At 54.4% G+C, this 25,575-nt stretch carries 24 protein-coding genes; 14 read left to right on the top strand and 10 right to left on the bottom strand.

What is annotated here, in order from left to right; translation table 11 throughout:
• Positions 1 to 32: 32 nt before the first annotated feature.
• Complete coding sequence (locus J4G78_RS12530; RefSeq protein ID WP_207986875.1) at positions 33 to 482, bottom strand: (2Fe-2S)-binding protein; 450 nt, start codon at positions 480 to 482, stop codon at positions 33 to 35.
• 3 nt (positions 483 to 485) lie between these two features.
• Positions 486 to 2,882 carry a xanthine dehydrogenase family protein molybdopterin-binding subunit gene (locus J4G78_RS12525; protein ID WP_207986874.1) on the bottom strand — a complete coding sequence of 799 codons (2,397 nt, stop codon included), beginning with the start codon at positions 2,880 to 2,882 and terminating at the stop codon, positions 486 to 488.
• A gap of 290 nt (positions 2,883 to 3,172) precedes the next feature.
• Here J4G78_RS12525 and J4G78_RS12520 point away from each other — a divergent pair, with 290 nt between their 5' ends.
• Positions 3,173 to 4,300: a sensor histidine kinase gene (locus J4G78_RS12520; protein ID WP_207986873.1), complete on the top strand. Its 1,128-nt coding sequence runs from the start codon at positions 3,173 to 3,175 to the stop codon at positions 4,298 to 4,300.
• Positions 4,301 to 4,302: 2 nt separating this feature from the next.
• On the top strand, positions 4,303 to 5,097 hold the full coding sequence (locus J4G78_RS12515) for a LytR/AlgR family response regulator transcription factor (protein WP_243457084.1): 795 nt from the start codon (positions 4,303 to 4,305) through the stop codon (positions 5,095 to 5,097).
• Between the two features lie 320 nt (positions 5,098 to 5,417).
• Here J4G78_RS12515 and J4G78_RS12510 read toward each other — a convergent pair whose 3' ends face one another.
• Together J4G78_RS12510 and thiS are read right to left on the bottom strand one after the other, a co-directional pair.
• Positions 5,418 to 5,774, bottom strand: a complete 357-nt coding sequence (locus J4G78_RS12510; RefSeq protein WP_207986872.1) for a UrcA family protein — start codon at positions 5,772 to 5,774, stop codon at positions 5,418 to 5,420.
• 382 nt (positions 5,775 to 6,156) lie between these two features.
• On the bottom strand, positions 6,157 to 7,170 hold the full coding sequence (thiS, locus tag J4G78_RS12505; RefSeq protein WP_207986871.1) for a sulfur carrier protein ThiS: 1,014 nt from the start codon (positions 7,168 to 7,170) through the stop codon (positions 6,157 to 6,159).
• Positions 7,171 to 7,267: 97 nt separating this feature from the next.
• On the opposite strand from thiS, the gene aroQ reads away from it, so the two are divergent.
• The 8 genes from aroQ (at position 7,268) to J4G78_RS12465 (ending at position 16,724) form a co-directional block, all read left to right on the top strand.
• Complete coding sequence (aroQ, locus tag J4G78_RS12500; RefSeq protein WP_259371337.1) at positions 7,268 to 7,732, top strand: type II 3-dehydroquinate dehydratase; 465 nt, start codon at positions 7,268 to 7,270, stop codon at positions 7,730 to 7,732.
• Between the two features lie 33 nt (positions 7,733 to 7,765).
• Positions 7,766 to 8,248, top strand: a complete 483-nt coding sequence (accB, locus tag J4G78_RS12495; protein ID WP_243457083.1) for an acetyl-CoA carboxylase biotin carboxyl carrier protein — start codon at positions 7,766 to 7,768, stop codon at positions 8,246 to 8,248.
• 14 nt (positions 8,249 to 8,262) lie between these two features.
• The gene (accC, locus tag J4G78_RS12490) at positions 8,263 to 9,615 is read left to right on the top strand and encodes an acetyl-CoA carboxylase biotin carboxylase subunit (RefSeq protein ID WP_207986869.1); all 1,353 of its coding nucleotides are present in this window, start codon (positions 8,263 to 8,265) and stop codon (positions 9,613 to 9,615) included.
• A gap of 146 nt (positions 9,616 to 9,761) precedes the next feature.
• Positions 9,762 to 10,964, top strand: a complete 1,203-nt coding sequence (locus J4G78_RS12485) for an RcnB family protein (protein ID WP_207986868.1) — start codon at positions 9,762 to 9,764, stop codon at positions 10,962 to 10,964.
• A gap of 141 nt (positions 10,965 to 11,105) precedes the next feature.
• Positions 11,106 to 12,401, top strand: coding sequence for a metal-dependent hydrolase family protein (locus J4G78_RS12480; protein WP_207986867.1), 1,296 nt, complete (start codon positions 11,106 to 11,108; stop codon positions 12,399 to 12,401).
• Positions 12,402 to 12,409: 8 nt separating this feature from the next.
• Positions 12,410 to 13,120, top strand: coding sequence for a 2OG-Fe(II) oxygenase (locus J4G78_RS12475; protein WP_243457082.1), 711 nt, complete (start codon positions 12,410 to 12,412; stop codon positions 13,118 to 13,120).
• A 165-nt stretch (positions 13,121 to 13,285) separates the two neighbouring features.
• Entirely contained in the window at positions 13,286 to 15,121 is a 1,836-nt protein-coding gene (locus tag J4G78_RS12470) for a DUF885 domain-containing protein (protein ID WP_207986866.1), read from the top strand.
• Between the two features lie 88 nt (positions 15,122 to 15,209).
• The gene (locus J4G78_RS12465) at positions 15,210 to 16,724 is read left to right on the top strand and encodes a M1 aminopeptidase family protein (RefSeq protein ID WP_207986865.1); all 1,515 of its coding nucleotides are present in this window, start codon (positions 15,210 to 15,212) and stop codon (positions 16,722 to 16,724) included.
• Positions 16,725 to 16,751: 27 nt separating this feature from the next.
• Here the strand turns inward: J4G78_RS12465 and J4G78_RS12460 are convergent, their stop codons facing one another.
• Together J4G78_RS12460 and J4G78_RS12455 are read right to left on the bottom strand one after the other, a co-directional pair.
• A complete protein-coding gene (locus J4G78_RS12460; RefSeq protein ID WP_207986864.1) occupies positions 16,752 to 17,243 on the bottom strand; it encodes a MarR family winged helix-turn-helix transcriptional regulator in 492 nt (163 codons plus the stop codon).
• Positions 17,244 to 17,252: 9 nt separating this feature from the next.
• Positions 17,253 to 18,416: an Acg family FMN-binding oxidoreductase gene (locus J4G78_RS12455; protein WP_207986863.1), complete on the bottom strand. Its 1,164-nt coding sequence runs from the start codon at positions 18,414 to 18,416 to the stop codon at positions 17,253 to 17,255.
• Between the two features lie 382 nt (positions 18,417 to 18,798).
• On the opposite strand from J4G78_RS12455, the gene J4G78_RS12450 reads away from it, so the two are divergent.
• Positions 18,799 to 19,092, top strand: a complete 294-nt coding sequence (locus tag J4G78_RS12450; protein ID WP_207986862.1) for a hypothetical protein — start codon at positions 18,799 to 18,801, stop codon at positions 19,090 to 19,092.
• Positions 19,093 to 19,138: 46 nt separating this feature from the next.
• On the opposite strand, the gene J4G78_RS12445 is transcribed toward J4G78_RS12450, so the two are convergent.
• Positions 19,139 to 19,531, bottom strand: a complete 393-nt coding sequence (locus J4G78_RS12445; RefSeq protein ID WP_207986861.1) for a hypothetical protein — start codon at positions 19,529 to 19,531, stop codon at positions 19,139 to 19,141.
• A 197-nt stretch (positions 19,532 to 19,728) separates the two neighbouring features.
• On the opposite strand from J4G78_RS12445, the gene argE reads away from it, so the two are divergent.
• Complete coding sequence (argE, locus tag J4G78_RS12440) at positions 19,729 to 20,892, top strand: acetylornithine deacetylase (protein ID WP_207986860.1); 1,164 nt, start codon at positions 19,729 to 19,731, stop codon at positions 20,890 to 20,892.
• A 4-nt stretch (positions 20,893 to 20,896) separates the two neighbouring features.
• On the top strand, positions 20,897 to 21,703 hold the full coding sequence (locus J4G78_RS12435; protein WP_207986859.1) for an SDR family oxidoreductase: 807 nt from the start codon (positions 20,897 to 20,899) through the stop codon (positions 21,701 to 21,703).
• On the opposite strand, the gene J4G78_RS12430 is transcribed toward J4G78_RS12435, so the two are convergent.
• Together J4G78_RS12430 and J4G78_RS12425 are read right to left on the bottom strand one after the other, a co-directional pair.
• The gene (locus J4G78_RS12430; RefSeq protein ID WP_207986858.1) at positions 21,700 to 22,488 is read right to left on the bottom strand and encodes an NTP transferase domain-containing protein; all 789 of its coding nucleotides are present in this window, start codon (positions 22,486 to 22,488) and stop codon (positions 21,700 to 21,702) included. The two genes, J4G78_RS12435 and J4G78_RS12430, sit on opposite strands and share 4 nt — an antisense overlap.
• Positions 22,489 to 22,490: 2 nt before the next feature.
• A complete protein-coding gene (locus J4G78_RS12425; protein WP_243457081.1) occupies positions 22,491 to 23,360 on the bottom strand; it encodes a D-alanine--D-alanine ligase family protein in 870 nt (289 codons plus the stop codon).
• Between the two features lie 198 nt (positions 23,361 to 23,558).
• Here J4G78_RS12425 and J4G78_RS12420 point away from each other — a divergent pair, with 198 nt between their 5' ends.
• Positions 23,559 to 24,737: a fatty acid desaturase gene (locus J4G78_RS12420; protein ID WP_243457080.1), complete on the top strand. Its 1,179-nt coding sequence runs from the start codon at positions 23,559 to 23,561 to the stop codon at positions 24,735 to 24,737.
• 99 nt (positions 24,738 to 24,836) lie between these two features.
• Here J4G78_RS12420 and J4G78_RS12415 read toward each other — a convergent pair whose 3' ends face one another.
• Positions 24,837 to 25,514 (bottom strand): cupin domain-containing protein, encoded by a 678-nt coding sequence (locus J4G78_RS12415; protein WP_207986856.1) that lies wholly within the window; start codon positions 25,512 to 25,514, stop codon positions 24,837 to 24,839.
• Between the last annotated feature and the right edge of the window lie 61 nt (positions 25,515 to 25,575).

Genomic DNA, 25,575 nt, shown 5'->3' with positions numbered 1-25,575 from the left:
GGCCGCTTGATCTCGAAAGCCGGCAATGGATTTTAACCAGCCGCTTCCTTGATCGCCCGGCGAATGCTCATATAGGTCGCACAGCGGCAGATATTCCCGCTCATTGCCGCATCAATATCCTCGTCGCTGGGATTGGAATTTTCCGCCAATAAAGCCGTTGCCGCCATGATCTGGCCCGATTGGCAATAGCCGCATTGCGGGACATCATTTTTTACCCAAACCTCCCGAATGGCATCGGCAGCATTTCCAGTCACGCCTTCGATAGTTGTAACCTTCGCGTCTCCAAGCGAGTCATGCGCGGTGATGCAAGACCGCGTGGGGGTCCCATCGACGTGCACCGTACAGGCACCGCATTGCGCAACGCCGCACCCAAATTTCGTGCCTGTCATTTTCAGATGATCGCGCAAGACCCAAAGCAATGGGGTCCCCGATGCTGCATCAACTGTTTCGTCTTTTCCATTGATGTTCAGTGTCGTGGCCATGACCTATCCTTCTGCTTGTTCGGTTGCTGCTGCTGGCAAGGTCAGACGACTGCCGCTCGCGCCGATAATGGGTAATGTTCTGATCCGGTGACCAGTGGCATTGAATATTGCATTGGTCAGTGCAGGCGCGGCAGGCGGCGTTGCCGGTTCACCCACGCCGGCGGGAGCGCTATTTGATTTGACGATTTCCACCTCAAATGCCTTGGGGGCCTCACCCATTCGCAATACCCGCCAAGATGGGAAGTTATCCTGCACTATAACCCCGTTTTTGGCGGTTATCTCACCGAATAGCGCATTGGACAGGCCATAGATTGTTCCGCCTTCCATCTGCGCGCGCGCGTGGCGGGGATTGATAACCGTCCCGGAATCGGCGGCAAGCCAAATACCCGGGATAGTCAGCGCGCCTTCGGGCGTCACGGCCACTTCGATTATGGTCGCAATATAGGACAGGAATGATCGATGGACGGCTATACCCAGGCCATGTCCCGAGGGCATTTTACGGCCCCACTTGGCCATGTCTGAGACCCTGTTCACAACATTGGCAAGCCGTGCGGTTTCGATAGGATATTCTTCAAGCGAGGCATCATAGTTAGGATAGGTCGCGCCTTCAGCATTGGGGTCTATCGTGCGGGCGTCTCCAATCAGCTCCAGTAAATAATCTTTCTGGTCCCTCCCGGCAGCATGCGCCATTTCTGCGGCAAAGCTCTGGACCGCGAAAGCATGATAGATATTGGATACTGCGCGCAACCAACCGATCCGGACATGGCCTTTCGCGTTGCCGGATTCCACTTGCAGGTTGGGCATAGCGAACGGCACATCAGTCGCTCCCAAGCCCATTTCTCCATCTGTTGGGACATCCATGCCTGACACGAATGTTGATGCAATGGGGGGAAAGACCGTGCGGTGCAGATAGGACGTACATTTGCCATCTGCATCCAATCCGGCTTCGAGCCACTGCGCACTTGCGGAGTGATAGAAACCGTGACGGACTTCGTCTTCCCGGGTCCAAGTCACTTTGACAGGTTTACCAACGTCCTTGGCGATCAGGGCCGCCTCGACGACAAAATCCGGTTTGGATTTGCGGCCGAAAGCACCGCCCAACCAGGTGGCGTGGACTGTGATGTTGTCTTTGTCGATTTTCAGCAGATCAGACAGCGTCTGGCGCGTCGCCTGTGGGTCTTGTACGCAGGCCCAGCATTCCAATTTTTCGCCATCCCATTCGGCTGTTGCTGCCGGCGGCTCCATCGGTGACTGCGAAAGATGCGGCGCATAATATTCCGCTTCAATCCGCTGCGCAGCATTTGCGAGACCGGAACCTGTATCACCGCGTTTGCGCCGGACTGTGCCAGACCGGCGTGCGGTTTGCGTCATCTGTTCGGCGAAAGTTTCGGAATCATAGCTGGCATTGGGACCGTCAATCCAGTCTACCTCCAATGCATTGCGCCCCTGAATGGCGGCCCATGTATCGGTCGCGACAATGGCAACGCCTCCCAGCGGTTGGAAAAGAGCCGGTGGCTTGGCATCGGGCAGCTTCACTGTTTGCAGCACGCCGGGGATTGCCAGTGCGTCCGTGTCACGAACCGCACCAGTTTTGCCAAATAGCTGTGGCGGCCGGGCCACGACAGCATAGACCATGCCTGGTCTATCAACGTCGATGCCAAACGTGCCTTCACCGCGCGTGATACGCGGGATGGTCAGCGAAGAAATTTCCTTGTTGATATAACGCCAGTCTTTTGGATTTTTCAGGGTGACATTGGCTTCTTCTGGCACCTGCAATCTCGCCGCAAGTTTGGCGAGATTACCGTAGGAAAGAGTATCGCTATTCTGGCTATTGCTGACGAGCCCCTGTGAGGCCGAACATTCTGACGGCTCCATTTTCCAGTAGACCGCAGCCGCCTCGGTCAGCATCTGTTTCATCGCAGCGCCGGCGATCCGCAGCCGGTGGAAATTATACCGTACTGACCGCGACCCGTCGGTATTCTGATCACCATAGCGTTCGTGCCCCTCGGCCTGCACAATTTCAACCTTGTCCCACTCGGCCTCTAGCTCGTCAGCGACAATCTGCGCCATCGCGGTCCAAACCTGCTGACCCATTTCCGATCGGTGGCACGTGATTTTGACCGCCCCGTTTTCCTCAATGGCGATCCACAAGGCCGGTGTTGCGTCACCGCCTTTCACTTCCGTCAACGGGCTAGGCCCCGCTTCCGGCAAGTCTATAGCATCAGGGTCAATTTTTGGTTCTTCGTAGCTGGAGCAACCAACCAGGGTGATGCCGACAACAAACAGACTAGACCCTACAACAAAACCACGACGCGACAGATTCGTAATTGCCGGTTTATCGGATGGCGATGCGTGGCTTTTTGTGCCGCCAGGAATAATCCCAATATCGTGCAAGAACATCAACCATCTCCCGTGTGTTTCGTCCGTTTGCTGTTACCATTTTTTTCACACTATAGCCCATTTTTTCCGCGCTTTTATATTATAGCCATAATATTCACGATATCCCGCATGATTTTCACTGCGTGGTTTGCCTTACATGTTCCCAAGACGTTCAAATATTTTGAAAATTACGTGCGCGCGACCGAAAGTTTCGACCAACCGCAACCCTGTTTCGACCGGACACGATTCCGATAGAGACAATTGATACCATTTCCATCTAAAGTGCATAGCAACGAGAAATTAGGCGCATAATGAGAAAATTCGACATCGGAAATCACAAACCATCTGTCGGGCAGCAAGTTGCTATCCTGTCGATCCTTGGGTTCTGGCTCTTTTACGTGATCATCATCACTTTGCGCGCCGCAGTTAGCGATTGGCCGGCTCAGGAAGAACTGGCGTTGCGCCGCGTCATCGTAACGCTGCTTGGTATTGCCATAACCTATCTGCTCTATCGATTGCTGCGGCTATTCGAGGACAAGGCCTTGTCCACCCGTATCATTACCGCCTTTGCCGGTGCGATTCCTTGCGCGGTCGCTATTGCCGTTTTCAACTATTACATGTTCAACGTTTACGATCCACAAAGCCTGTTTGACGAAGCGCACATGGAGAAGATGCGCGAGTATATGGAAAAAGAAAATTATGCGCTGCAGGCTATTGTCGAAGACAGTATCTCCCGCTTTTTCTTTATGATCAGCTGGGCCTCGCTCTATCTAACGCTGAGCTACGCGAGTGAGGTTCGCAGTGTCGAGCGCAAGGCCGCCCGCTTTGCCCAGGCAGCGCAAGATGCCGAGTTGCGGAGCTTGCGCTATCAGGTCAATCCGCACTTCCTGTTCAACACCCTCAATAGCCTTAGCACTCTGGTCATGCGTAGCCAGCCGGAAGAGGCGGAGAAGATGATCCTCAATCTGTCCAAATTCTACCGCAGCAGTCTGTCCGGGGACCCTTTGGAAGATGTCGCGCTATCTGAGGAAGTGCATCTGCAAAAGCTTTATCTTGATATCGAAGCGGTACGTTTTCCAGAACGGCTGGCAACCGAGACAGATATACCGGTCAAATTAAATGACGTGTTGGTGCCCGGTCTTATCCTGCAGCCGCTGGTTGAAAATGCGATCAAACATGGCGTGGCCCATAGCAAACGCCCCGTGACCATCCGCATCACGGCTCGATCCAAGGGGGATTTTCTGAAACTGACCGTGGCCGATGACGGCGAGATTCAGCCTCAGAAAAAATCCAAAGGTCAAAATAATGGTATTGGCCTGGCCAATGTCCGAGACCGGCTGGAGACTAGATTTGGCTCCCAGGCCAAGTTAAAGACGTCCTATCCCGATTCCGGCGGATTTGTTGCGGAACTCACCATGCCGCTTCTAGCGGATATCTGAATATGGCGGACGACAATATGGCAAACGACACGGCCTCTGCCTCATCGCAGCTTAAAACGCTGATCGTAGATGACGAACCGCTTGCGATCGAACGGTTGCAGCTTCTGTGCGCCCGCCAGGAACATATCAATCTGGTTGGCACAGCAAGCGATGGAGAAGCCGCCGTTCGCCTTGCGCACCAGTTGAAGCCGGACCTGTTGTTGCTCGACATTGCCATGCCGGGAATGGACGGGTTGGAAGTCGCCAAGCAATTGGCCGATCTCGAAACACCGCCGGCAATTATCTTCGTCACCGCTTTTGACAAATTTGCTGTTGAAGCCTTTGGCGTGGCCGCGATTGACTATGTGCTAAAGCCCGTCGAGACAGAGCGGCTATCCATCGCCATATCGCGCGTATTGGAGCGCAAAACCGATCAGGCTCCGATTTCTGCCGAAGACTCCCCCTGGGCCGAAGAGTTCTGGGTACCTTATAAATCAGAACTGCGCCGGATCGCTGCATCTGAAATCAACCGTATCGAAGCAGAGCGCGACTATATGCGGTTGCACGTGGGCGGCGCCGAAGGCAGCGAGCAAGGCGCGACCAGCTATTTGCTGCACCAGACGATTACCGGACTGGAAGGAAGACTCAATCCGGAGCATTTTATCCGCCTGCACCGGTCCCATCTGGTCCGCCGGGACTGGATTGGCGGCCTGCGCCACGATGGCGGCGGGATCTGGATTGCCTGTCTGAAATGCGGGACGGAAATCCGTATCGGCCGCACCCATTTGGCAGAGGCGAAGAAACTCGCGGGGCGGTAAGACTTACTTTCCGTCAACTCGGTTTGGTCTGCCTGTCCTCCTCAATCCGTTCGGGGTGAGCCCGTCGAAGCCATTTCCTTCTAGTTTAGAGATATCCCAGAGATATCCTTCGACAGGCTCAGGACGAACGGGATAGGGCTTGCGCGGAGAGAATGACTGGAAGAAACTGGCCGGGAGCTGCGTTCCACTCAAATAGCGACGGCGGAACGCGCAAAAATAAACCCCGGTGTAAGGGCACCGGGGTCATAAGTTGGTTTGGCCAAATAAGGGGCCGCTTAATTGGGATTCGCGGCTCTTGCGTTACTTAGGAAAAATAGGGCTTATCTGCCGCCGATCGTCACTGTGCTCGAACCAAGCGTTCCCGCTTCTGCTCTGGCAATTAGTGACACTTTCGCGCGCTTGGCCGACATTTTGGCTTCTTTGACGCAGCCACTATGGTCCGCCATGTCGCGCAGACTTTTCGAATTATAGCTGCCGCAAACTTTACGCACGGCGCCTTTGATCCGGCCATCCAGCGTTTCTTGACCATTGGCGCTGGTCAGATCGAGATCAGCATAGCTGACTTCAACAGACTTGGTGATCCGGCCCTGCGCACTCGCGCTGGCCGAGAAACCGGTTACGGTTACGGCGATGGCGGCTGCGGCACAAAGGCCTTTGCTCAAAATAGAATTTTTCATGTGTTCACTCCTCACTCATATTTTCCGGGAAGCGCTGGAATAAGGGGAACCAGGCCACCCTCATTATCCCTGCTAAAAGAAGGGAGGGGGTTATGAGTACGGGAGCAGTTGTTTCGACCAGCTCGGGGAAGAGCTTTTGACTTATGCTGCTGCTCCCGCCTCGTATTTTTAGATACGGGAAGGGTGGCCCGCGAGCATTCGAACTTCGATAAACATCCATTTTAGTCGGTGAACAACTAAAGGCTTCGACCAACGACATCGAGACATCGATCAAAGTAAAACAATGTAACTTTTGTTACTATTCAATTGGTTACAGATGACACCGAATCATAGTGTATTATAGCGCTAAATCAGCCTTGATTCGGTTATTGCAGCCCAAATCCTAAATTAATCCGGAAAGCGGACTCGAGGGGTCGGCATACATCCGCCGCCCCATCCGGCCAGACAGATAGGCTTCTCGACCCGCTTCGACGGCGAGCTTCATGGCACGGGCCATCCGCACCGGTTCCTTGGCTTCCGCAATCGCGGTGTTCATCAGCACGCCATCGCAGCCTAGCTCCATCGCAACCGCTGCATCGCTGGCCGTTCCAACACCGGCATCGACCAGAACGGGTACACTGGCGCCCTCGACAATCAAACGGATGGTTACGCGGTTTTGAATACCCAGGCCGGAGCCGATTGGTGCGCCCAACGGCATGATCGCCACCGCGCCGGCATCCTCAAGCTGTTTCGCGGCGATCGGATCATCGACGCAATAGACCATGGGCTTGAAGCCTTCCTTGGCCAGCACTTCGGTTGCTTCCAGTGTCTCGCGCATATTGGGGTAAAGCGTCTTGGCCTCGCCCAGCACTTCCAGCTTCACCAGATCCCAGCCACCCGCTTCACGCGCCAAGCGTAATGTGCGAATGGCGTCATCGGCATTAAAACAGCCGGCGGTATTTGGTAGATAGGTGATTTTTTTGGGATCGATAAAATCCGTCAGCATCGGCTGATTGCGATCCATCACATTAACCCGCCGCACGGCCACGGTGACAATCTCTGCGCCCGCCGCTTCAACGGCGGCAGCATTTTCGTCGAAATCCTTATATTTGCCGGTGCCGACAATCAGGCGGGATGAGAAGTTTTGACCGGCCACGCTCCAGCCGTCAGTTGAGGTCACATCACCGGCATGATCGCCGCCGCCAACAAAATGGACTATCTCCAACTGATCACCATCTTCAACCGTGACATCGCCCAGGGTTGAGCGGGTCACGATTTCACGGTTCCGTTCCACCGCCACTTTCTCTGGTTCCAGATCCAGCGACCGCACCAGATCGGCGACAGACATGCCGCTCTCGATCCGCTTGCTGTCGCCATTTAGCTGAATTGAAATTTCCGGCATTACCAATGTTTCCATTTGTTTGATCTCGCTTTTCGGAATCGAGCGCTATAAGAAGGCCATATAAACAGCTTAGCAGCGCCGCAACCAAAAGTGCCATATGGGGGACATTATATTGCCGAAAAATATAAGCGCGGGAAAAAGCACCAACAAGACCGTCTTTGTGCTTAATGGCCCCAACCTCAATCTTCTGGGGATGCGGGAACCAGAAATCTATGGGTCCGATACGCTGGATGATATTGCCGGACAGCTGGAAGATCAGGCGCATGACCTGGATCTTGATGTAGACATTCGCCAGAGCAACCATGAAGGCCATCTGGTGGACTGGTTGCAGGAAGCGGCGGCCGATGAAGCGCAGGCGGTGATCCTGAACGCGGGCGCGCTGACCCACACATCCATTGCCCTGCATGACGCCATCAAGGCGATAGCAGTGCCGGTAATCGAGGTGCATATCTCCAATCCGGCGGCGCGCGAAGAATTTCGTCAAAAGAGTATGATCGCACCGGTTGCAAAAGGAACGATTTGCGGCTTTGGTGCTTTGGGATATCAATTGGCGCTTGACGCCGCCCACAAGCTTTAGAACATAACTTTAACTTCAATATGGGAAGCAGAAATGGCCGCAAAAAAAGATAGTGATGGCAGCATGAATGTGGACCTCGACATTGTTCGAGAGCTGGCCGGGATATTGGATGGTGCTGGCCTCAGCGAAATTGAAGTCGAAGATGGCGACCGCAAAATCCGTGTCTCGCGCGGCGGTGGCGGAGCATCGGCCCCCGTACAGGCCATAGCTGCGCCGGCCCCGATGCCTGCGCCCGCTGCTGCACCCGCCGCGGAAGCCGGACCGGCGCCTGCTGATGATCATGCCGGCGCACAGAAATCACCAATGGTTGGCACCGCCTATCTGGCACCCGATCCGGACGCGGCCAATTTCGTTAGCGTGGGTGACAAAGTCGCGGCCGGTGACACGGTCTTGATTATTGAAGCGATGAAGGTGATGAACCCGATTTCCGCTGACAGTGCCGGCACTGTTAAAGCCATATTGGTCGAAAATGGCCAGCCGGTTGAATTTGACCAGCCGCTGGTTGTGATCGCGTAGATGAGGCCCGGCGCATGACCATCAACAAAATCCTGATCGCCAATCGCGGCGAAATCGCGCTTCGCATTTTGCGCGCGGCACGCGAACTTGGCATCGAAACCGTTGCCGTGCACAGTACTGCCGATGAAGACGCGATGCACGTCCGGCTTGCCCATGAAGCCATCTGCATCGGGCCGCCGTCAGCAACCGACAGCTATCTCAGCATACCGGCGATTATTTCCGCCGCAGAGATTAGCGGCGCGGATGCGATCCATCCCGGCTATGGTTTCCTTTCCGAAAACGCGCATTTTGCCGAAGTGGTTGAAGCGCATGATATTAAATGGATCGGACCGAAACCCGAGCATATTGAAATCATGGGTGACAAGGTCGCGGCCAAAAAGACCGCTGGTGAACTCGGCATTCCTTTGGTTCCCGGCTCTGACGGAGCGGTCAGCGAGATCGAGGAAGCCAAAAAGGTGGCAGCAGACGTTGGCTATCCCGTGATCATCAAGGCAGCATCCGGCGGCGGCGGGCGCGGCATGAAGGTCGTGAACAGCGAAACCGAGCTGGAAACGCAGATGAAGCAAGCTGGCACCGAGGCCAAAGCGGCTTTCGGCGACGCGACCGTCTATATTGAAAAATACCTGGGCGATCCGCGCCATATTGAATTTCAGGTCTTCGGCGATGGTCGCGGCAATGCCATTCATCTGGGCGAACGCGATTGTTCTTTGCAACGCCGGCATCAGAAAGTCCTAGAAGAAGCGCCTTCCCCCGTGATCAGCGCTGAACAGCGCGAACGCATGGGCAAAGTCTGTGTCGACGCGATGAAGGGCATGGGCTATCGCGGCGCCGGTACGATCGAGTTCCTGTATGAGAATGACGAATTCTACTTCATCGAAATGAACACCCGCTTGCAGGTCGAGCATCCGGTGACGGAAATGATCACGGGCTTTGATCTCGTCCGCGAACAGATCCGCATTGCTGATGGCCGTGATCTATCGGTCAAACAGGAAGAGCTCGAATTTACGGGCCATGCGATTGAATGCCGGATCAATGCAGAGAATCCGAAAACCTTCGCGCCGTCACCTGGCAAGGTGGTGGGCTATCACCCGCCCGGCGGCATGCACGTCCGCGTCGATAGCGGGCTCTATGCCGGTTATTCGATCCCGCCTTATTATGACAGCATGATCGCCAAGCTGATCGTTTATGGCCGGACTCGTGATGGTTGTATGATGCGGCTGGCCCGCGCGCTGGATGAATTTGTTATTGAAGGCGTGGAAACCACCATCCCGCTACATCAAAAGCTGGTTTATGATGAAGGTTTTCAGTCTGGCGAATATACGATTAAATGGCTCGAAGAGTGGCTCGACAAGGATGAACAGGCCTAGTTTACCGTCATAACTGCGCAAATTTCGTTCATATAAGTCGATTCTTTCCTGAATATTACAGCCAAGTTCAGCTGTCCGACAGGGTTAACACGCTATGACTTGTTGCACAGATGCGGCAAATAGAGTCGCATAGTGAGGAGTAGCCTATGCGACTATTTTATCTAACCGGCCTGATGGCGGCCACCATATTGACGCCTGCGACAGCGTCCGCCGCCGATCTTGCCCCCAACCTGAATCAGAACACGCGCCCAGTCGCGCCGATCTTGATCGACAACAATCTGACTGGCAGCGCGGCATTGCAGCGCGATGGCCGCGGTGAACGCCGCGCCAATCGCGGTAATCGCGGTGGCAATCGTGAAGCAAGACGTGCCAATCGTGGCAATGGCAACCGTGATGCCCGCCGGGCCGCACGTGCCGAGAACCGCAATAATCGCGGGCGCGCCAATATCATGACTGATGGCGATCGCGCTGAAAGACGGCAGCAGCGCCGTACGGTGCGCCAGCAAAATGGCAATGTCGACCGCGACTTCTCACGCAGCCGCAGCCGCGCCGATGTAGGTCGTTCCAACCGTCAAGCTCGCCGGGATGTCGCCAAGCGTGATCGCAGCCGTGCAGAACGGCGCGCTATCAGGCGTGGTGACCGTAACAGGGACGGCCGGGTCGACCGCCGCTTTGACCGAAACCGTGATGGCCGCATTGATCGCCGGTTCGACCGCAACAATAATGGCCGTGTCGACCGGCGCGTAGACCGCAACCGCGACGGACGGATTGATCGCCGTTACCGCGAAAATCGCCGCGCCAATGCACGCGGTGACCGTAACCGGGACGGCCGCGTTGATCGGCGCTGGGACCGCAACCGCGATGGCCGCATTGACCGGCGCTTTGACCGGAACAACAACGGCCGCGTGGATCGCCGTTGGGATCGCAACCGTGATGGCCGGATAGACCGCCGCTATGGTTATCGCAACGACCGTCGGGACTATCGCAATGACCGGCGCGGATATCGCAAAGGCTATCGTGATGCACGCCGTGACTATCGCAAATGGAACCGCGGATGGCGCAATGACAGGCGCTACAACTGGCGGAACTATCGCAAAGCCAACCGCCATTATTATCGCCCGGGTCGTTATTATTCGCCGTACCGGAACCACAGTTACAGACGCTGGAATATCGGTGTCTATCTGGGATCATCGTTCTACGGGTCGCGCTATTGGATAAATGACCCATGGCGTTATCGCCTGCCACCGGCTTATGGCGGCTATCGCTGGATCCGTTACTATGGTGATGTGCTGTTGATCGACACTTATGATGGCCGTGTGGTCGATGTGATCTACGACTTTTTCTATTAAGTCGGCACAAACCGAAACATAGTTTCTTTAGGAAAGGCCCGTAATCAGCAATGATTGCGGGCCTTACTTATACATTATCCCTTGAAACGATCTGCCGCCCGTCGCACACAGGTCAAAACACCTAATGGGAAAGATTGAGATATGATCCGGCATCTGATGGCTATTGCAACATTGGGCTTCGCAGCCCCGATATCGGCGGCAGACGAAAAACCGATGACGCCAGTCACCATCATTAAGGTTGGCAATCTTATTGCTGATCCCGGCCAAGGCGCTTCTGGGCCGGCAACGATTACCGTTAGCGACGGGAAGATTATCGACATTGCTCAAGGGGCGGTTGTGCCCTCTGCTCCTGAAGACCATGTCACGATTATCGATATGTCCGACAAGACTGTGATGCCCGGCCTTATCGATTTGCACGTGCACCTGACCGGCGATCCCGGTGGCGATTTTTGGAAACAGGCGACCGAACCCACTGAATGGGGCGTTGTCGTCGGTGCGAAAAACGCTCTGATCACGGCCAAGGCCGGTTTCACCACCGTGCGCGAAGCAGGTTCTTCGCAATATTCCGCTTTCTCGCTGCGCAAAGGGACGGCCGAGGGCTTGATCCCCGGACCGCGCATCGTCGCCGCAGGTCCCGCCCTGGCGATTGTCGGCGGTCATGGCGATACGACCGGCTTCAAGGAAGATATTAACGATGCGCTAGCCAGCGGCTATAGCTGCACCGGTCCCACTGAGTGCGCAGAAAAAGTCCGTAAGGCATCACGCGCTGGCTCCGACATTATCAAGATCACCGCAACCGGCGGCGTGCTGTCTCAGCAAGGGCGCGGTCTTGAAGCCCATTTTACCGATGCGGAAATGACATCTATTGCTGATACCGCTCATTCACTAGGCCTGAAGGTCATGGCCCATGCCCATGGCGCACGCGGCATCGAAGCAGCGGCGCGCGCGGGTATCGACACGATTGACCATGGCACTTTTGCTGACGAGGCTGCGCTTAAGGCGATGAAGGCGAACGGGTCTGCGCTGATTCCTACCCTGATGGCGTTTCAGGGTGTGAGCGAAGGTTTGGGCAAAGGCATCTATACGCCGGTCGTGGAGAATAAAATTCGCGAAACGTTGGGAAGCGTTGGCAAAGCCGTCACCCTGGCCAAAAAAATGGGCGTGCCGGTCGCATTTGGTACCGATGCAGGCGTATTCGGTCATGGCCGCAATGCCGAAGAATTTGCGCTGATGGTTCGTCATGGCCTGACACCGCGTGAAGCCGTGGTGAGTGCAACCACCCTGGCGGCTGAAGTGCTTGGTATGGAGGGACAGATTGGCCGGATCGCCAATGGCTATTCGGCGGACCTGATCGCCTTTGACGGCAATCCGCTGGAAGATGTGACCGTGCTCGAAAATATCGACTGGGTCATGGTCCGCGGCCGGGTTATCGACTGAGGCTTCCGATGATGAAGACAGTGCCAAAGACCAAGGCGACCAAGTATAACAGCCCCAAACGGATGATCGAGCTGAGCCGCCGGGTGACGGACAAGTTAAATGCCCATCCCCATGTGCAATGGCTGGAAAGCCCGCATGCGCAGCTATTTGTGCACCAGAATTTTCTATCTGATGCCGATTGCGCCTTGCTGATCGACATGATTGAGGCCGATTCCGCACCGTCTAGCGTTTATGAGACAATGAAGAGCGAGGATTTTCGGACCAGCTATAGCTGTAATGTGAAGATAGATGATCCGGATATTCAACGTATCGAGAAATCCATCGCTGATCTGATGGGACTGGATAATGACCATAGCGAAGTGTTGCAGGGACAACGCTACGAAGTCGGTCAGGAATTCAAGGATCACCATGACTTTTTTCATGAGTCCGAACAATATTGGAAGAATGAACAGCCCAATGGCGGACAGCGCAGCTGGACCGCGATGGCCTATCTCAACGAACCGGAAGAAGGCGGCGCGACCGCTTTCCCGAATCTCGACTATCAGGTCAAACCGCGCAAGGGCATGTTGCTAATCTGGAATAATATGGGCTTGGACGGCAGACCCAATCTCAACACGCTGCATGCTGGAACGCCAGTCGTCAAAGGCACAAAATATATCATTACCAAATGGTTCCGACTCAATCGTTGGCATGGCCGCCCAGTCACCATAACGGTCTGATATTTGAACGAATTTAGAGGACGGCGCCAGGGATAACGACAATCAACGGCCGTTCGCCCCTTGACCAACGACGCACTTGCTTCGACCAACGACATCGGCGATCGTTGCAGCTGTAACCAAGCTGTGTTAGCCATACATAACAGCTTTTCAAACAAGGGATATATAATGATCAACAAGTCTCTCGCACTGCTCGCCAGTGCCAGCCTGCTGGCCACCGGCTCGATTGCAAATGCCCATAGCCTCTCCGCAACCAGCGCCGCTTCTGCGCAAGAGGGGGTTGAAAAGCCGCCCGAGACGGAGGGCGAGACCCTGAAGGCCCTGTTTGCAAAAAGCGATGCAGATAGCCTGAATCGCAATCCAATCGGTGCCCTTTTCCGCGGCGACGAACGCTATGCCGACCGCTTGGGCGACTATATCAGCGATGAATATTTCGCTGCCGAACTCGCCGCTGAAGAAAGCGAGCTGGCGGCATTGATGGCGATTGATCGCACCAAGCTCAGTGTGACTGACAAGATTGCCTATGACGTCTTCTTGCGCGACAAGAAACAAGCGATCAAAGGCATGTCCAAAGAGATTATGGACCTCAGCGTCGTTCGCCCGCTCAATCATTTCAGCGGCTTTCATACATTTTACCCGACCTTTGCATCCGGCAAAGGCGCAGCGCCGTTCAAGACTGTCAAAAATTACGAAGACAATCTGAAACGCCATGCCGAGTTCATCACGCTGATCGACCGCTCGGTTGGCCGGTTCCGTCAGGGCATGGACAGCGGCGTGGTTGAAACCAAGCTGACTGTTGGCAATGTGATTGAGCAGCTCGCCACGCAAATTGATCTGGGTCTGGAGAAAAGCCCTTTCATGGCGCCCACCCAGCAATTTCCGGAAGATTTCAGCGATGCCGACAAGACCCGTCTGACGGCCGAATATGAAGCGATGACAAAGAAGATATTCGCATCCTATCAGACCATGCATGATTTCCTGAAAAACGAATATCTGCCAGTGGCTCGGGAAGGCGTTGGTCTGTCTTACATGAAGGGCGGCGATGTGATGTATAAACATCTCATCGAAGGCACGACCACGCTGCCGCTGGAAGCCGACTATATCCATAATCTTGGCGTCAGTGAAGTGGCGCGGATCAAGACCGAGATGGAAGCGATTAAGGACGAGGTCGGCTTCGAAGGCACATTGTCGGAATTTTTCACCCATTTGCGGACCGACCCGAAATTCCAGCCGGAATCGCGGGAAGCCCTGACCCAAGGCTATTATGATCTTGGCAAAGAAGTCGACAAGGTCATCGCGACGCAGTTCAAGGTGCTACCAAAATCTCCACTGGAAATTCGCCCCTACGATGAATCGATCGAGAAATTCCAAGCTGGCGGCTCCTATCAGAGCGGTACCCCCGACGGCTCTCGCCCCGGAGTATTTTACTTCAACGCCTATGACCTGCCATCGCGCAACACTTCCGGCATGACGACGCTGTATCTGCATGAAGGCGCACCGGGTCACCATTTCCAGATTTCACTGGCGCAGGAAAATGAGGACTTGCCCAATTTCATGCGCTTTGGCGGTAACACCGCCTTTGTCGAAGGCTGGGCGCTCTATTCCGAGAAACTCGGTTTCCCGATGGGCATGTTTGACGACCCCTATCAGCGTTTCGGCCATCTCGACGACGAAATGCTCCGTGCCATGCGGCTCGTGGTCGACACCGGTCTCCACAGCAAAAAGTGGACCCGCGAACAGGCGATCAAATATATGCTGGATAATTCGAGCATGGGTGAGACCGATGCTACAGCAGAAGTCGAACGCTATATCGCAATCCCCTCGCAAGCACTGGCCTATAAAATCGGTGCTTTGACGATCCAGCGATTGAAGAAAAAAGCGCAAGACAGCCTCGGCGAAAAATTTGACCCACGCGAGTTTCATGATCAGGTGCTCAACACCGGCGCTTTGCCGATGACAGTGCTGGAAAAGAAAATTGACGACTGGATTGCTACGCAGAGCTAAATTGATCTGATCGATCGGTTTTTCAAATCCCTGTTGCCCCTATACTGACTGTCTATTAATAAGGCTTTCAGTATAGGGGCACCATTACATGATACGTATTTTTCTTTCCGGACTTTTTTTGCTGATTTTTGTGTCGCCAGCTCAAGCAGCCTGGCATGAAGCGAGCAGCGACCATTTCCTGATCTATTCTAACCAGAAGGAAAAAGAAGTCAGAGCCTTCTCCGAAAGGCTGGAGCGCTATCATGATACCATGCGCTTGCTGTTCAATCGTCCCACGACCAAACCTAGCCCGTCAAATCGAGTAACGATTTACGTCGTTAAGAATACCGGCGATGTTCGAGACCTTCATGGCGGCGACAACAAATATGTCGGCGGTTTCTATATACCGCGTGCTGGTGGTTCGCTGGCAATCGTGCCCAAGGTCAAAAGCTCGCGCCATAAAATGGCGCAATCCGAACTGATCTTGCTGCATGAATATGCGCATCACTTCCTCATCTCTTCGGCAACACGCGCCTATCCGCGCTGGCTCAACGAAGGCTTTGCAGAATTTTATGGGACAGCCAAGTTCGGTGGCGACGGAAGCGTCAGCGTTGGGTTATCATCTAAAGGCCGCGCTTACGAACTCGCTATTGCAAAAGACGTACCGATAGAATTACTGCTGGATACCAAAGCTTATGCCGAGAATAAATCGAAAGGATATGATTCCTTTTACGGTCAGAGTTGGGCGCTTTATCATATGCTGCATTTTTCGTCTGACCGAAAAGGACAATTGTCGGACTATGTAACGCGTCTTGCCGAAGGAGATGACGAAATTGAGGCAGCCGAAGGCGCCTTTGGTGACTTGAAGCAGCTGGATAAAGACCTGAATAGCTATCTACGGCAACGCAAAATCACAACCTACCATATTAAGAGCAACTATCTGAATATCGGCGCAATAGACGTGCGCCGCTTGCGCGCCGGTGAAGCCGCAATGATGCCGGTTCTGATTCAATCAAAGCGCGGCGTGAATGAAGAACAGGCCGCCGAAATTGTCGTTAAAGCGCGGACCATAGCTGCCCAGCATCCGAATGATCCAGCGGTACTCGCAGCCTTGGCTGAGGCAGAATATGATGCCGGCAACAATATCGAGGCGATGGCAGCCGCTGATCGTGCGCTGGCATTAAACCCTAAAGAGATCAACGCCCATATCCAGAAAGGCTATGCGCTGGCCCGCATCGCACCCGACGCAGAGGATGAAGCTGCGGCCTGGAAAAAGATGCGGCGGCAATTTGTGAAGCTGAACAAAATTGAGAATGATCATCCGATTCCGCTCATTCAATTTTACCGTAGTTATCGGGAGCAAGGTATGGAGCCGCCAACCATCGCTATTGACGGCTTAGCCCGCGCGCTGGAACTGGCACCTTATGACAATGGTCTACGTTGGATGATGGCCAATGAATTTATGGAGCAGAAAAAATATGACTGGGCGGCGCACACGCTGGGCCCGCTGGCTTACAGTCCGCATCAATCCGACATGACAGAACGCGCCCTCACCTTGCTGAAAGAAGCAGAGGCGAAAGCATCAGAAGCCAAAGGTAAAAAAGAAACTGCCATCGGCTCTTGACCATGATCGACGGCCAATAATCAACGGTCAGCGGCGCTGCTGGTCCAGCAACACCCTGATCCGGTTGAGCGACGGCAATATCGCCTCCCATTCTGTGGTGGTTATATTCTGCCTTAAAATCTCTGCCATCGGAGCAAGAGCCGCCACGGCGTCTTTTCTACTCTTCGCGCCCGCCGCAGTCACGGCTACCCGCCTGATCCGGCGATCATCAGGTTCATGAATCAGCTCAACCAGCCGTTTATCTTCCAGCTTGCGCACGGTGGATGACATGGTGGGCTGTGCCACCTGCATCGCACTCGCCAACTCGCTGATGGTTTCCTGCACGTCCAGACGCAAAAGATGATTGAGCACTGAGAATTGCGCCACCGTCATACCTTTGGGCAGATAGGATTGAAAAAGGTTGTTCGCCAGCTGGCTGATAATCCCGATCTCTGTCATCACGGCAAATTCTATGGGATCTCCAGCTAGGCCTGCGGGTTTGGATCCTGATTCTGATTCTGATACTGTCTCGTCGGTCATATATTGGCTTTAGACGTTCATGATGAGCGATTCCACTGGCCATCGGGGGGACGGTTCCGGTGTCGCCGCATAACCAAAACGGAAGAAACCCTGCACCCGCGCTGGAGCTGCCACTGCAACATAGTCGTGATACCGGTCATAAAGCGCCGCCATTTCTGGAAATTCCTGCAATATCTGGCTGACCGGATGCATGGCTAGCCCCAGCATGGCTGCGGCCTGATTGATCCGCACCCATGCAACCCCCGATTGCAGCTGCATCGCACGGCTATTGCCAGGTGATGTCAGCCAGCCAAAGCTGCTCGTTTTCCCTAACATCTCCTCATACATCGTGATGCCGGTCTCATAGGCATTGGACCCTTTGGTAGCCAGTTGTTTACGCGAGATGACCCCGCCCAAACGCAGCGCTTCCATCATCGGGCCGCCCAGATCAATGCCGTCTGGATTGGCATTGATTTCCGCAGCCCCGATCCGCATCAGATCCACACTCTCTTTCTGGGTGCGCGGGGTTTCATATTCGACTTTCCATGCATCCCAGCTAAGCGCCCGCATTTTGGCGACACGATCGGCATCACTGGTTGTAGCCAGCGATATTGATGATCCTGATTGCCCTGCAAATGCCAAGGTCTGAAGCTTGGCAAATATTTCGTCTTCGACCGGCCGCGGATCAAACGGCTCTTTTGTGCTGCGCCGGTTCAATATCGCGCCAAAGAGCGGATCGCGCGGAACCGATGGATCTTTGACCATCGTTACCAAGGCAATCGGTCGCTCATCCAGAACCGGTTCCGGCTCGCCTTCCGGGAATGGTTCAATGTCCGCTCGATAGCCTTTTTCTGCTGCTGCCTGCCGGAACAGCTCTAGAAATGCCCCAAACCCAATGGTGATCTGACGATTGGGCGGATCGGTATATGGCAGACGCTTCGCCAAGTCACAATAAACGGTAAAACTATCATCGCCCGCTAGCCGCACTTGCCATGGTTGCCTGTTGTGAGGGTTGGGAGCGAGTATCGCATAGGCCAGCGCGTCTAGCCGTGGATCACCGAAACCTTCCGCGGCCTGTTTCCAGGGTGCCTGTGCCTTGGCAACGGAGCGCGTGCCGACATAGGCCCCGAAGCCTCCACCCAGTAGTATCAGCGATGCACCGCCTGTCATCAAAACTTGCCTGCGTGAAACCATCGCCAAATCCTTATCTATATCTATTAAATAGATGCCTATGTATGTGAGTTAAATTTGTCAATCCCGGCCAGAAGTCAGAAACGGCCTAAACTCTTTAGTAAAATTACCCATATCGCGGATTGTTTGATTCAACTCGTCTGGCATTAAGGGCAGAACAACCGTCTTCGCTATCGCCAATGCGTCAAAAATTTGTAAGGGGCAGATGTTGTTCAGAGGCAGCTTGGAACTGGCTTTGCGGCCTGTCAAAAGGCCTTTGAATACGTCAAAAAGGGAAAGGAGTGGTGACCGTTTGTTAACACTTTTTTAACTTTTTAGTTTAATAAAGGTTAACGCAATCAAAGCGAGTGGGGCATACTTAATTTGATCTGGTCTGCGATAAAAAATGACTTCTGCTTACTCCCCCGAAGCGAACTTATCCGAGACGGAACTTTATGTTCTCGGATCGCTCAATCAAGCCTGGCCGTCGGCCGCAACCATGTCTCCCGATATGATTGCGTCTGCTGAAACCGGCAGTAATCCTGCGATGTTCGTCGATGTCGTCCAGACATTGAGCGACAATGGTATGATCCTTTATGAAGCGTTTCTAACCGGTACGGGATCAGGACCCCGTTTTCTCGACACCATGATCACCGCGCGCGGCAAGGCCGCCTTGCAATCATTGGATATACCCAGCTGATATAGCCGTCGGGTGCTTTACGCCCGTTAACGAAAAGGTTAATTTTTCAGGATTGAACGACGGCCGATGCGATGGCCGCGATGTTTTTCAATATATCGAGTTGCTGGTCACCTAAATCCCGTGCGTCATCATCGGCACAGGCCACCATGCCAATGGTGCCGCCGCTGCCATTGCGGATCGGGACAGATGCATAAAGTCCCAAATGCTGGGTCATCGCGTTGCGCGGCGACCCAAGCTGTTTGATATCTATATCAGGATGGCTGGCCGCCCAACTTTCGTCGCAGGACGTGGCGGCATGGCTAATAGCGTCTATTAAATCACCGCCCCCAGCATCGTCTATGTCATAAAACGAGATCGTTGCTACCGGCGTTTCGAGCAATCGAGCCGCCAGATTGGCCAACAATTCCAAGTCTTGTTCAACTGAAATAACTCTGTTCATACCCGATTTCGAACCTTTAATCTCAGCTTGTTGTGTCAACGAAACCTAAAGATTTCATTAACCAAAGATGAACACGCTGTAACCAGATTCCCCCCGCTCTCCAAACTATCTGTTGTAACATGCTGTAAAGCAGCTGAAAGATAAAGCTTTTTCGTAAGAAAGTTTCAATTTGGATAACGCACGTTTATGTGAATGTAATGACAAATCCGTTACTTCATTCATCTTTATCGATTCTTGATTCGCTTATTTCGTTCGATACGACGTCCCGAAATAGTAATCTGGAACTGATCGAATGGGTCGAAAATTACCTCGCGCAATACGGGATCAACGCCACCCGCGTTGTTAATGAAGACGGGTCCAAGGCGAACCTTTATGCGACCATCGGACCAAACGTAGAAGGTGGTGTCATCCTGTCGGGTCATAGTGATGTTGTGCCTGTAGATGGGCAGGACTGGTCAAGCGATCCTTTCATTGTGACGGAGCGCGAGAACCTTCTGCACGGTCGCGGCACCTGCGACATGAAGGGCTTTATCGCCCTCGCGCTTGCAGCCGCCCCGTCGCTGAAAGACGGCACATGTCCAGTACATCTGGCGATCAGCTATGATGAAGAAGTGGGCTGCCTTGGCGCGCCGGCAATGATTGAAGAAATTGCCGCCACCCTACCCAAGCCTGCGTTGGCGATTATTGGCGAGCCGACCATGATGAAGGTGGTGACCGGCCATAAAGGCATTTGCGTTCATGAGGTCGAAGTGCTGGGTCATGAAGCGCATAGCAGCCTGACACATCTTGGCGTTTCCGCGAATATGGTTGCTATTGAACTCATGCATGACCTTGCCGATCTTGCCCGCGCGCTTTGGGAAAATGCGGACCCCAATTCGCCATTCACGCCGCCGCACGCGACGTTGACCATTGGCAAGATGGAAGGCGGTACGGCCGCAAATATATTGGCACGGCGCGCGCATTTCATCTTTGATTTGCGTTGTCCGCCCAATATTGATCCCGATCAGGTCCTGAAACCGTTCAAAGAAAAGGCGGCCGCCATTGATGCGCAGCTCAAAGATACTTTTCCCGAAACCGGCGTCCGGGTCGAGCAACTTTCCAACGCCCCGCCGCTGGGCCAATCAGGATCCGATGAAGCCGAAGCTTTCGTCCGCAAGCTGACAGGCGACAACACACCGGCGGGTGTGGTTTCCTATGCCGCCGAAGCGGGCCAGTTCCAGCAAGCTGGCTTTCCAACGGTGATTTGTGGCCCCGGGTCAATAGAGCAGGCACATCAACCGAATGAGTATATCAGTCTTGATCAGTTCACGCGCGGTGCCGAGTTTATGCTAAGATTGGTTGACGAACTGAAACAGGAGTAAACGCATGTCCAAACTTGGCGCTTATGCCGGACGCATGGCTTTGGTCACTGGGGCAGGCGATGGCATCGGCAAGATGCTGGCGATCAAGCTGGCCGAGGCTGGCATGACCGTGTGTGTTCAGGATATTCGTGAGGAAGCGGCGGCCGCGGTGGCACTGGATATCGGCGACGGCGCTTTTTCCATGTCTTTCGATATAAGCGACCGGGATGCAGCCGCTGCAGCGGCGGAAAGCTTTGCCCGCGATCATGGCGATCTCGCGATGCTTTGGATCAACGCGGGAGTCGGCGTCGGTGCGTCTATATTGGCGGGCAAGCCCGATCAGGTCCGTTGGGCTTATGAAGTCAATATATTGGGAGCGATCTGGACGGCGCAATGCTTTGCACCTTTGCTTACCGGGGATCCTTGTCATGTCGGGATTACCGCCTCTACCGCAGCCTTACGTGCGCCCGAAGGCGACTTCCCGCTCTATGCGGCAACCAAACATGGCACGATGGCGGTTGCAGAAGCCCTGCGCGGCGAACTGGCGACAAAGAATATCGAAACGACCATATTATGCCCCGGCCTGCTCAACACCGAGATTTGGGACGGCGCAAAAGCCCGCCCCGAACGCTTTGGCGGAGAGCGGCGGATGGATCCGAAAATTGCAGACCTGTGGCGCGACGCCAAAACGCCCGATGCAATGTGGCCAGATATTGAGCGGATCATGGCAGCAGGCGGCGGCACATTGGTCTGTGCTACCGATGATGGCGATACGCGGTCGGCCATGCGCGAGCGAATGGATGCTATTGAGAACGGGCTGGTTGAAATCTAAGTGGCTGTTTGGCCAAGCAGGTCCGCAACGATTCGATAGGACCGGTCATTATCCACATCGATCGCATTGCGTCCATCAGCCAGCACAACGGGCGTGATCGTCAGCCCGATGCGCTTTGATATCCGGGCCATGGCTGCAGGCAGGCTGATCCAGCCCGAACGCAGCAACAGCAGATTGATCAGGCCGAAACTATCAATAATCCGCCCCGCCTTTTTGGCAAATTGACCACCACCACGAAATATCTCGGCTGCGGTCAAAGCATCATGGCCGGACAGGCCATAGAGGTTGCAATTGGAATATTGATCGTCCGAAAATTTATAGAAACGCCGCTGGCCGTCGGGATGCGCTTTTAGCACGGCGGCTTTGGGGGCCAGCGCCAGCGCGACATCAGTGTCACCTTTCAGAATCTGAACCATCGCTTCGATAGCGTCAGCAGTGAGCAGCGCATTGTCAGCAGTTGTGATAATAACAGGACCATCGTCCATCTGCGCCAGGGCGGCAATCACACTGTCCGCCAGATTATAAGTAGAAGGGACGCATCGTATCCGACCAGTATCACCGTCCAGCTGTGCGAGCACAACATCAATGTCTGGAAAAGCCTGCGCCTCGATCGAGATGCAAATATCCCCCACCGCAGGATGCTTTGACAAGGTTTCAAGCACATGCGCGATGAGCGGCTCCCCGGCAATCGGGATCAAGCATTTGTGCGAAACGTCATGGCCAATTGCCAGCGGATCAATCGTGCCTGGGCGCTGGGCAGCCAGAACAATGATATTTGTCTGCATGACTATGCCGCGAGCGTCGTACGTTCGTCGATCACACCTTGCCGTCGCATGCTTTCGGTCAGGATGGTTTCGATAAGTTCTGCATGAGTCCAGCCAAGCTCTTTGGATACCCATCCAAAGGTCTTTTGCGACCACAAGTTGCAGTTGAGATTGGTTTCAAGAAAAATCAGTTCGCCGCTATCCAGGTTAATGCGAAACTCAAACCGGCCATAGTCGAACGGATGAAAGACTTTTGCCATTTGCCGGGTCAGGTGGCCAATGCGTGTTATCCACTCAGGGTCATCAAACAAGACCATCTCGTACCCGCCGCTATCATCGGTCAACGCCCGTTTTTCTGCATATGTCCTCAACCGTGCGGGATCGGACTGCTGATTCATAAATATCGGGCATAGTACCGGCTCGCCGCCAGATAACAGCATCGGCACCTCAATGTCGTGGCCGTCGAGAAATGGCTCGACAATCGCGTCATGGCCTTCGTCATGAATGTCCGACACTGCCTGCGCGACCCCGCGCCATTCGCTGGCATCACGAACGCCCCAACTAGCGGAAGACGCATTAGGCTTGATCACCATCCGCTCAGCCATCGGGCAATCTGCTTCCAGCACGGCCGCACCACGCCGATAAATCGCCCAGGGCGCCATAGGCAACCCACGGGCCTTGCCTTCCAGCTTTGTCAGGTGCTTGTCATCCGACAGGCCGCGCAAAATCGGGGACGCGCCAAGAAACGGAATGTCCAGCCTTGTACAAAGCAAAGGCAAAAGCATTTCGCTGTTCAAAAAACCGCCGCGATTGAGCAGCGGGAAAACAAAATCACAGCCGGGATGGTCAAACAAGGTCTCGTAACTGTCTGCCAGGGACAGCCTGATTCCCATATTCTCCAGAGCCGATCGTATCTCTCGATGGTAGATAGCGTGATTGCCATCTTCCTCGTGCAGTCCATCTTTTGAAAAAACATGCTTGGCGACAAACAGGACATGGAGATTGGGCCTTAACTCAGGCGCAATCGACGACCGTCGCGGTGCAGCGAGTCTGTTGTGAGTCCGAACCATCCGCCGATAAATGACAAACCGATGTTACACCTTCAAGACAATGACCTTCGTTTTACGGTACGGAATGTGCGGGTTGTCGTGGCTTACGCAAAAACATGGCTTTTTGGCGGAAATTCGCCTATTATTACAACTATGACAGCCGTTAAAGCCGCCCGACCTACAGATGTCTTTTCCCGCGATGACTGGGCGCGACTGACCGCTGTTTCACCTTCTCGCGGATTATGGCTGATCGTGCATGGATGGATCGTGGCGGCAGCGGCGGCTGGCGGTACGGCCTTGTTGTGGGATTGGCATTGGCTCGCGGGCCTCATTGCCTTCCCCTTTGCCGTCGCCATTGTCGGCGGACGGCAATTGGGGCTCTCCATTTTGATGCACGAAGGCGCGCACGGGCTGCTGCACCCCAATCGCAAGGTCAATAATTTTGCCGGCCAATGGCTGACCGGCGCGGCGACAGGCAGCGATCTGCACAGCTACCGCGCCTATCACCTGACCCATCACAAATATACGCAGCAGCCGGAAGATCCTGATCTGGCGCTGTCAAAGCCGTTTCCGACGACGACGGCGAGCATGAAGCGCAAAATCATTCGAGATTTGACCGGGCAGACATTCCTGAAGCAGCGCAGTGGCCAGATGGTCGCGGCATGGCTGGGACTCAAGGCAATACTGCAGGGATCGCCTGCGACCGATGGCAAGGGCAAGCGCGACACCTCTGCTGGTACGCCGCTTAACCGCGGCGGCGCTGCTGGTGTTTCTGCACCGGTAACGGATTTGGACGGAGCCGTTCGGACCACGAAGACAGTCGGCCGCTTTTTGTTGATTCAGCTTATTGTTCTGACCGTCAGCCTGCTGACATTGGGCATCATTCCCTTTCTGATCTGGATCATCGCGCTGGCAACGACGTTCCAGCTTTTCCTGCGCATCCGCAATATCGCCGAGCATGCCTGCACAACCACCGGCAGCGAAGACCCGTTCACCCATGCCCGCACCACCTATGCGAACCTGCTGGAACGCACGACCGTCGCGCCCTATTGGGTGAACTATCATAGCGAGCATCACCTGTTCATGGGCGTGCCCTGCTATAATCTGCCCGAAGCGCATGCGCTGCTGCTGGCCGAAGGCATGGACGAGCGGATGACTATTTCGAGTGGGTATTGGGATGTGCTGAAACAAGTGACGTTCAAAAAAAAACAAATGGCTTGATGAACGTACCCCTGCGCAGGCAGGGGGCCAACTCCTGATTTCCAATATATGCACGCATTGGAGATAGGCTCCTGCCTGCGCAGGAGCACCCCGTCAAGATTACCGGTATTTCCCCAGCTTTTCACGCGTCAGATGGCCGGTCTTGGTCCAGGCCAGACAACCCTCTTCGCTGAACGGCGTGTGCGTCCACCCCGGCGGCGTGCGGTCCCAGGTTCCGGTTGGGTAATCACCATGCTCATCGGACAGGCTGCCTTCAAGAATATAGGTTTCGCTTCCGCCTGAATGGACATGTTCGGGATAGCTGCTGCCCGGTGCCCATCTCACTATTTTAACCTCCTCGTCTTCGAAGCGATGAAGCCACGCGAATTCCACGCCAGGCGTGCCGCTGTCTTCAAATTCCAGTGCGTTGATGTCCAGCGAGAAATGAGCGGTATCCGCCGGATCAAACTGATGGAGCTTCACCAGGATGATGCAGCCATCCTGACTATGCGGCTTGTGGCTGGTGCCGATCGGATTGCGCACATAGGTGCCAGCCGGGAAGTCACCATGTTCGTCGGAGAACACACCCTCGACAACCAGGAATTCCTCTCCACCACTATGAACATGCGGATCAAAATAGCTGCCTGGCGCATAGCGTACCAATGACGTGGCGCGCGCGACTTCTTCACCGACCCGGTCAAGCATCTTGCGCTCGACGCCCGGCAAGGGAGAAGGGACCCAGTGCATATCCTCCGGCCGCAGGATCACGGGTTTGTCAAAATCTGCATTGATGCGCATGGGCTATATCTAAGCGAAAAGTCCGCCAATTCAATTCACTTGATTGAGAAAATAGAATAAT

The organism is Parasphingorhabdus cellanae (assembly GCF_017498565.1).
In the GTDB taxonomy this organism is placed as follows: domain Bacteria; phylum Pseudomonadota; class Alphaproteobacteria; order Sphingomonadales; family Sphingomonadaceae; genus Parasphingorhabdus; species Parasphingorhabdus cellanae.
The sequence above is the reverse complement of the archived record's forward strand: the minus strand, read 5'-3'. Positions and strand labels throughout refer to the sequence as shown.

What these genes read in the sequence shown, in the direction of transcription:
- J4G78_RS12530 (WP_207986875.1), bottom strand. Translation starts at nt 482, where the DNA reads ATGGCCACGACACTGAACATCAATGGAAAAGACGAAACAGTTGATGCA.
- J4G78_RS12525 (WP_207986874.1), bottom strand. Translation starts at nt 2,882, where the DNA reads ATGTTCTTGCACGATATTGGGATTATTCCTGGCGGCACAAAAAGCCAC.
- J4G78_RS12520 (WP_207986873.1), top strand. Translation starts at nt 3,173, where the DNA reads ATGAGAAAATTCGACATCGGAAATCACAAACCATCTGTCGGGCAGCAA.
- J4G78_RS12515 (WP_243457084.1), top strand. Translation starts at nt 4,303, where the DNA reads ATGGCGGACGACAATATGGCAAACGACACGGCCTCTGCCTCATCGCAG.
- J4G78_RS12510 (WP_207986872.1), bottom strand. Translation starts at nt 5,774, where the DNA reads ATGAAAAATTCTATTTTGAGCAAAGGCCTTTGTGCCGCAGCCGCCATC.
- thiS (WP_207986871.1), bottom strand. Translation starts at nt 7,170, where the DNA reads ATGGAAACATTGGTAATGCCGGAAATTTCAATTCAGCTAAATGGCGAC.
- accB (WP_243457083.1), top strand. Translation starts at nt 7,766, where the DNA reads ATGGCCGCAAAAAAAGATAGTGATGGCAGCATGAATGTGGACCTCGAC.
- accC (WP_207986869.1), top strand. Translation starts at nt 8,263, where the DNA reads ATGACCATCAACAAAATCCTGATCGCCAATCGCGGCGAAATCGCGCTT.
- J4G78_RS12485 (WP_207986868.1), top strand. Translation starts at nt 9,762, where the DNA reads ATGCGACTATTTTATCTAACCGGCCTGATGGCGGCCACCATATTGACG.
- J4G78_RS12480 (WP_207986867.1), top strand. Translation starts at nt 11,106, where the DNA reads ATGATCCGGCATCTGATGGCTATTGCAACATTGGGCTTCGCAGCCCCG.
- J4G78_RS12475 (WP_243457082.1), top strand. Translation starts at nt 12,410, where the DNA reads ATGATGAAGACAGTGCCAAAGACCAAGGCGACCAAGTATAACAGCCCC.
- J4G78_RS12470 (WP_207986866.1), top strand. Translation starts at nt 13,286, where the DNA reads ATGATCAACAAGTCTCTCGCACTGCTCGCCAGTGCCAGCCTGCTGGCC.
- J4G78_RS12465 (WP_207986865.1), top strand. Translation starts at nt 15,210, where the DNA reads ATGATACGTATTTTTCTTTCCGGACTTTTTTTGCTGATTTTTGTGTCG.
- J4G78_RS12460 (WP_207986864.1), bottom strand. Translation starts at nt 17,243, where the DNA reads ATGACCGACGAGACAGTATCAGAATCAGAATCAGGATCCAAACCCGCA.
- J4G78_RS12455 (WP_207986863.1), bottom strand. Translation starts at nt 18,416, where the DNA reads ATGGTTTCACGCAGGCAAGTTTTGATGACAGGCGGTGCATCGCTGATA.
- J4G78_RS12450 (WP_207986862.1), top strand. Translation starts at nt 18,799, where the DNA reads ATGACTTCTGCTTACTCCCCCGAAGCGAACTTATCCGAGACGGAACTT.
- J4G78_RS12445 (WP_207986861.1), bottom strand. Translation starts at nt 19,531, where the DNA reads ATGAACAGAGTTATTTCAGTTGAACAAGACTTGGAATTGTTGGCCAAT.
- argE (WP_207986860.1), top strand. Translation starts at nt 19,729, where the DNA reads ATGACAAATCCGTTACTTCATTCATCTTTATCGATTCTTGATTCGCTT.
- J4G78_RS12435 (WP_207986859.1), top strand. Translation starts at nt 20,897, where the DNA reads ATGTCCAAACTTGGCGCTTATGCCGGACGCATGGCTTTGGTCACTGGG.
- J4G78_RS12430 (WP_207986858.1), bottom strand. Translation starts at nt 22,488, where the DNA reads ATGCAGACAAATATCATTGTTCTGGCTGCCCAGCGCCCAGGCACGATT.
- J4G78_RS12425 (WP_243457081.1), bottom strand. Translation starts at nt 23,360, where the DNA reads ATGGGAATCAGGCTGTCCCTGGCAGACAGTTACGAGACCTTGTTTGAC.
- J4G78_RS12420 (WP_243457080.1), top strand. Translation starts at nt 23,559, where the DNA reads ATGTTACACCTTCAAGACAATGACCTTCGTTTTACGGTACGGAATGTG.
- J4G78_RS12415 (WP_207986856.1), bottom strand. Translation starts at nt 25,514, where the DNA reads ATGCGCATCAATGCAGATTTTGACAAACCCGTGATCCTGCGGCCGGAG.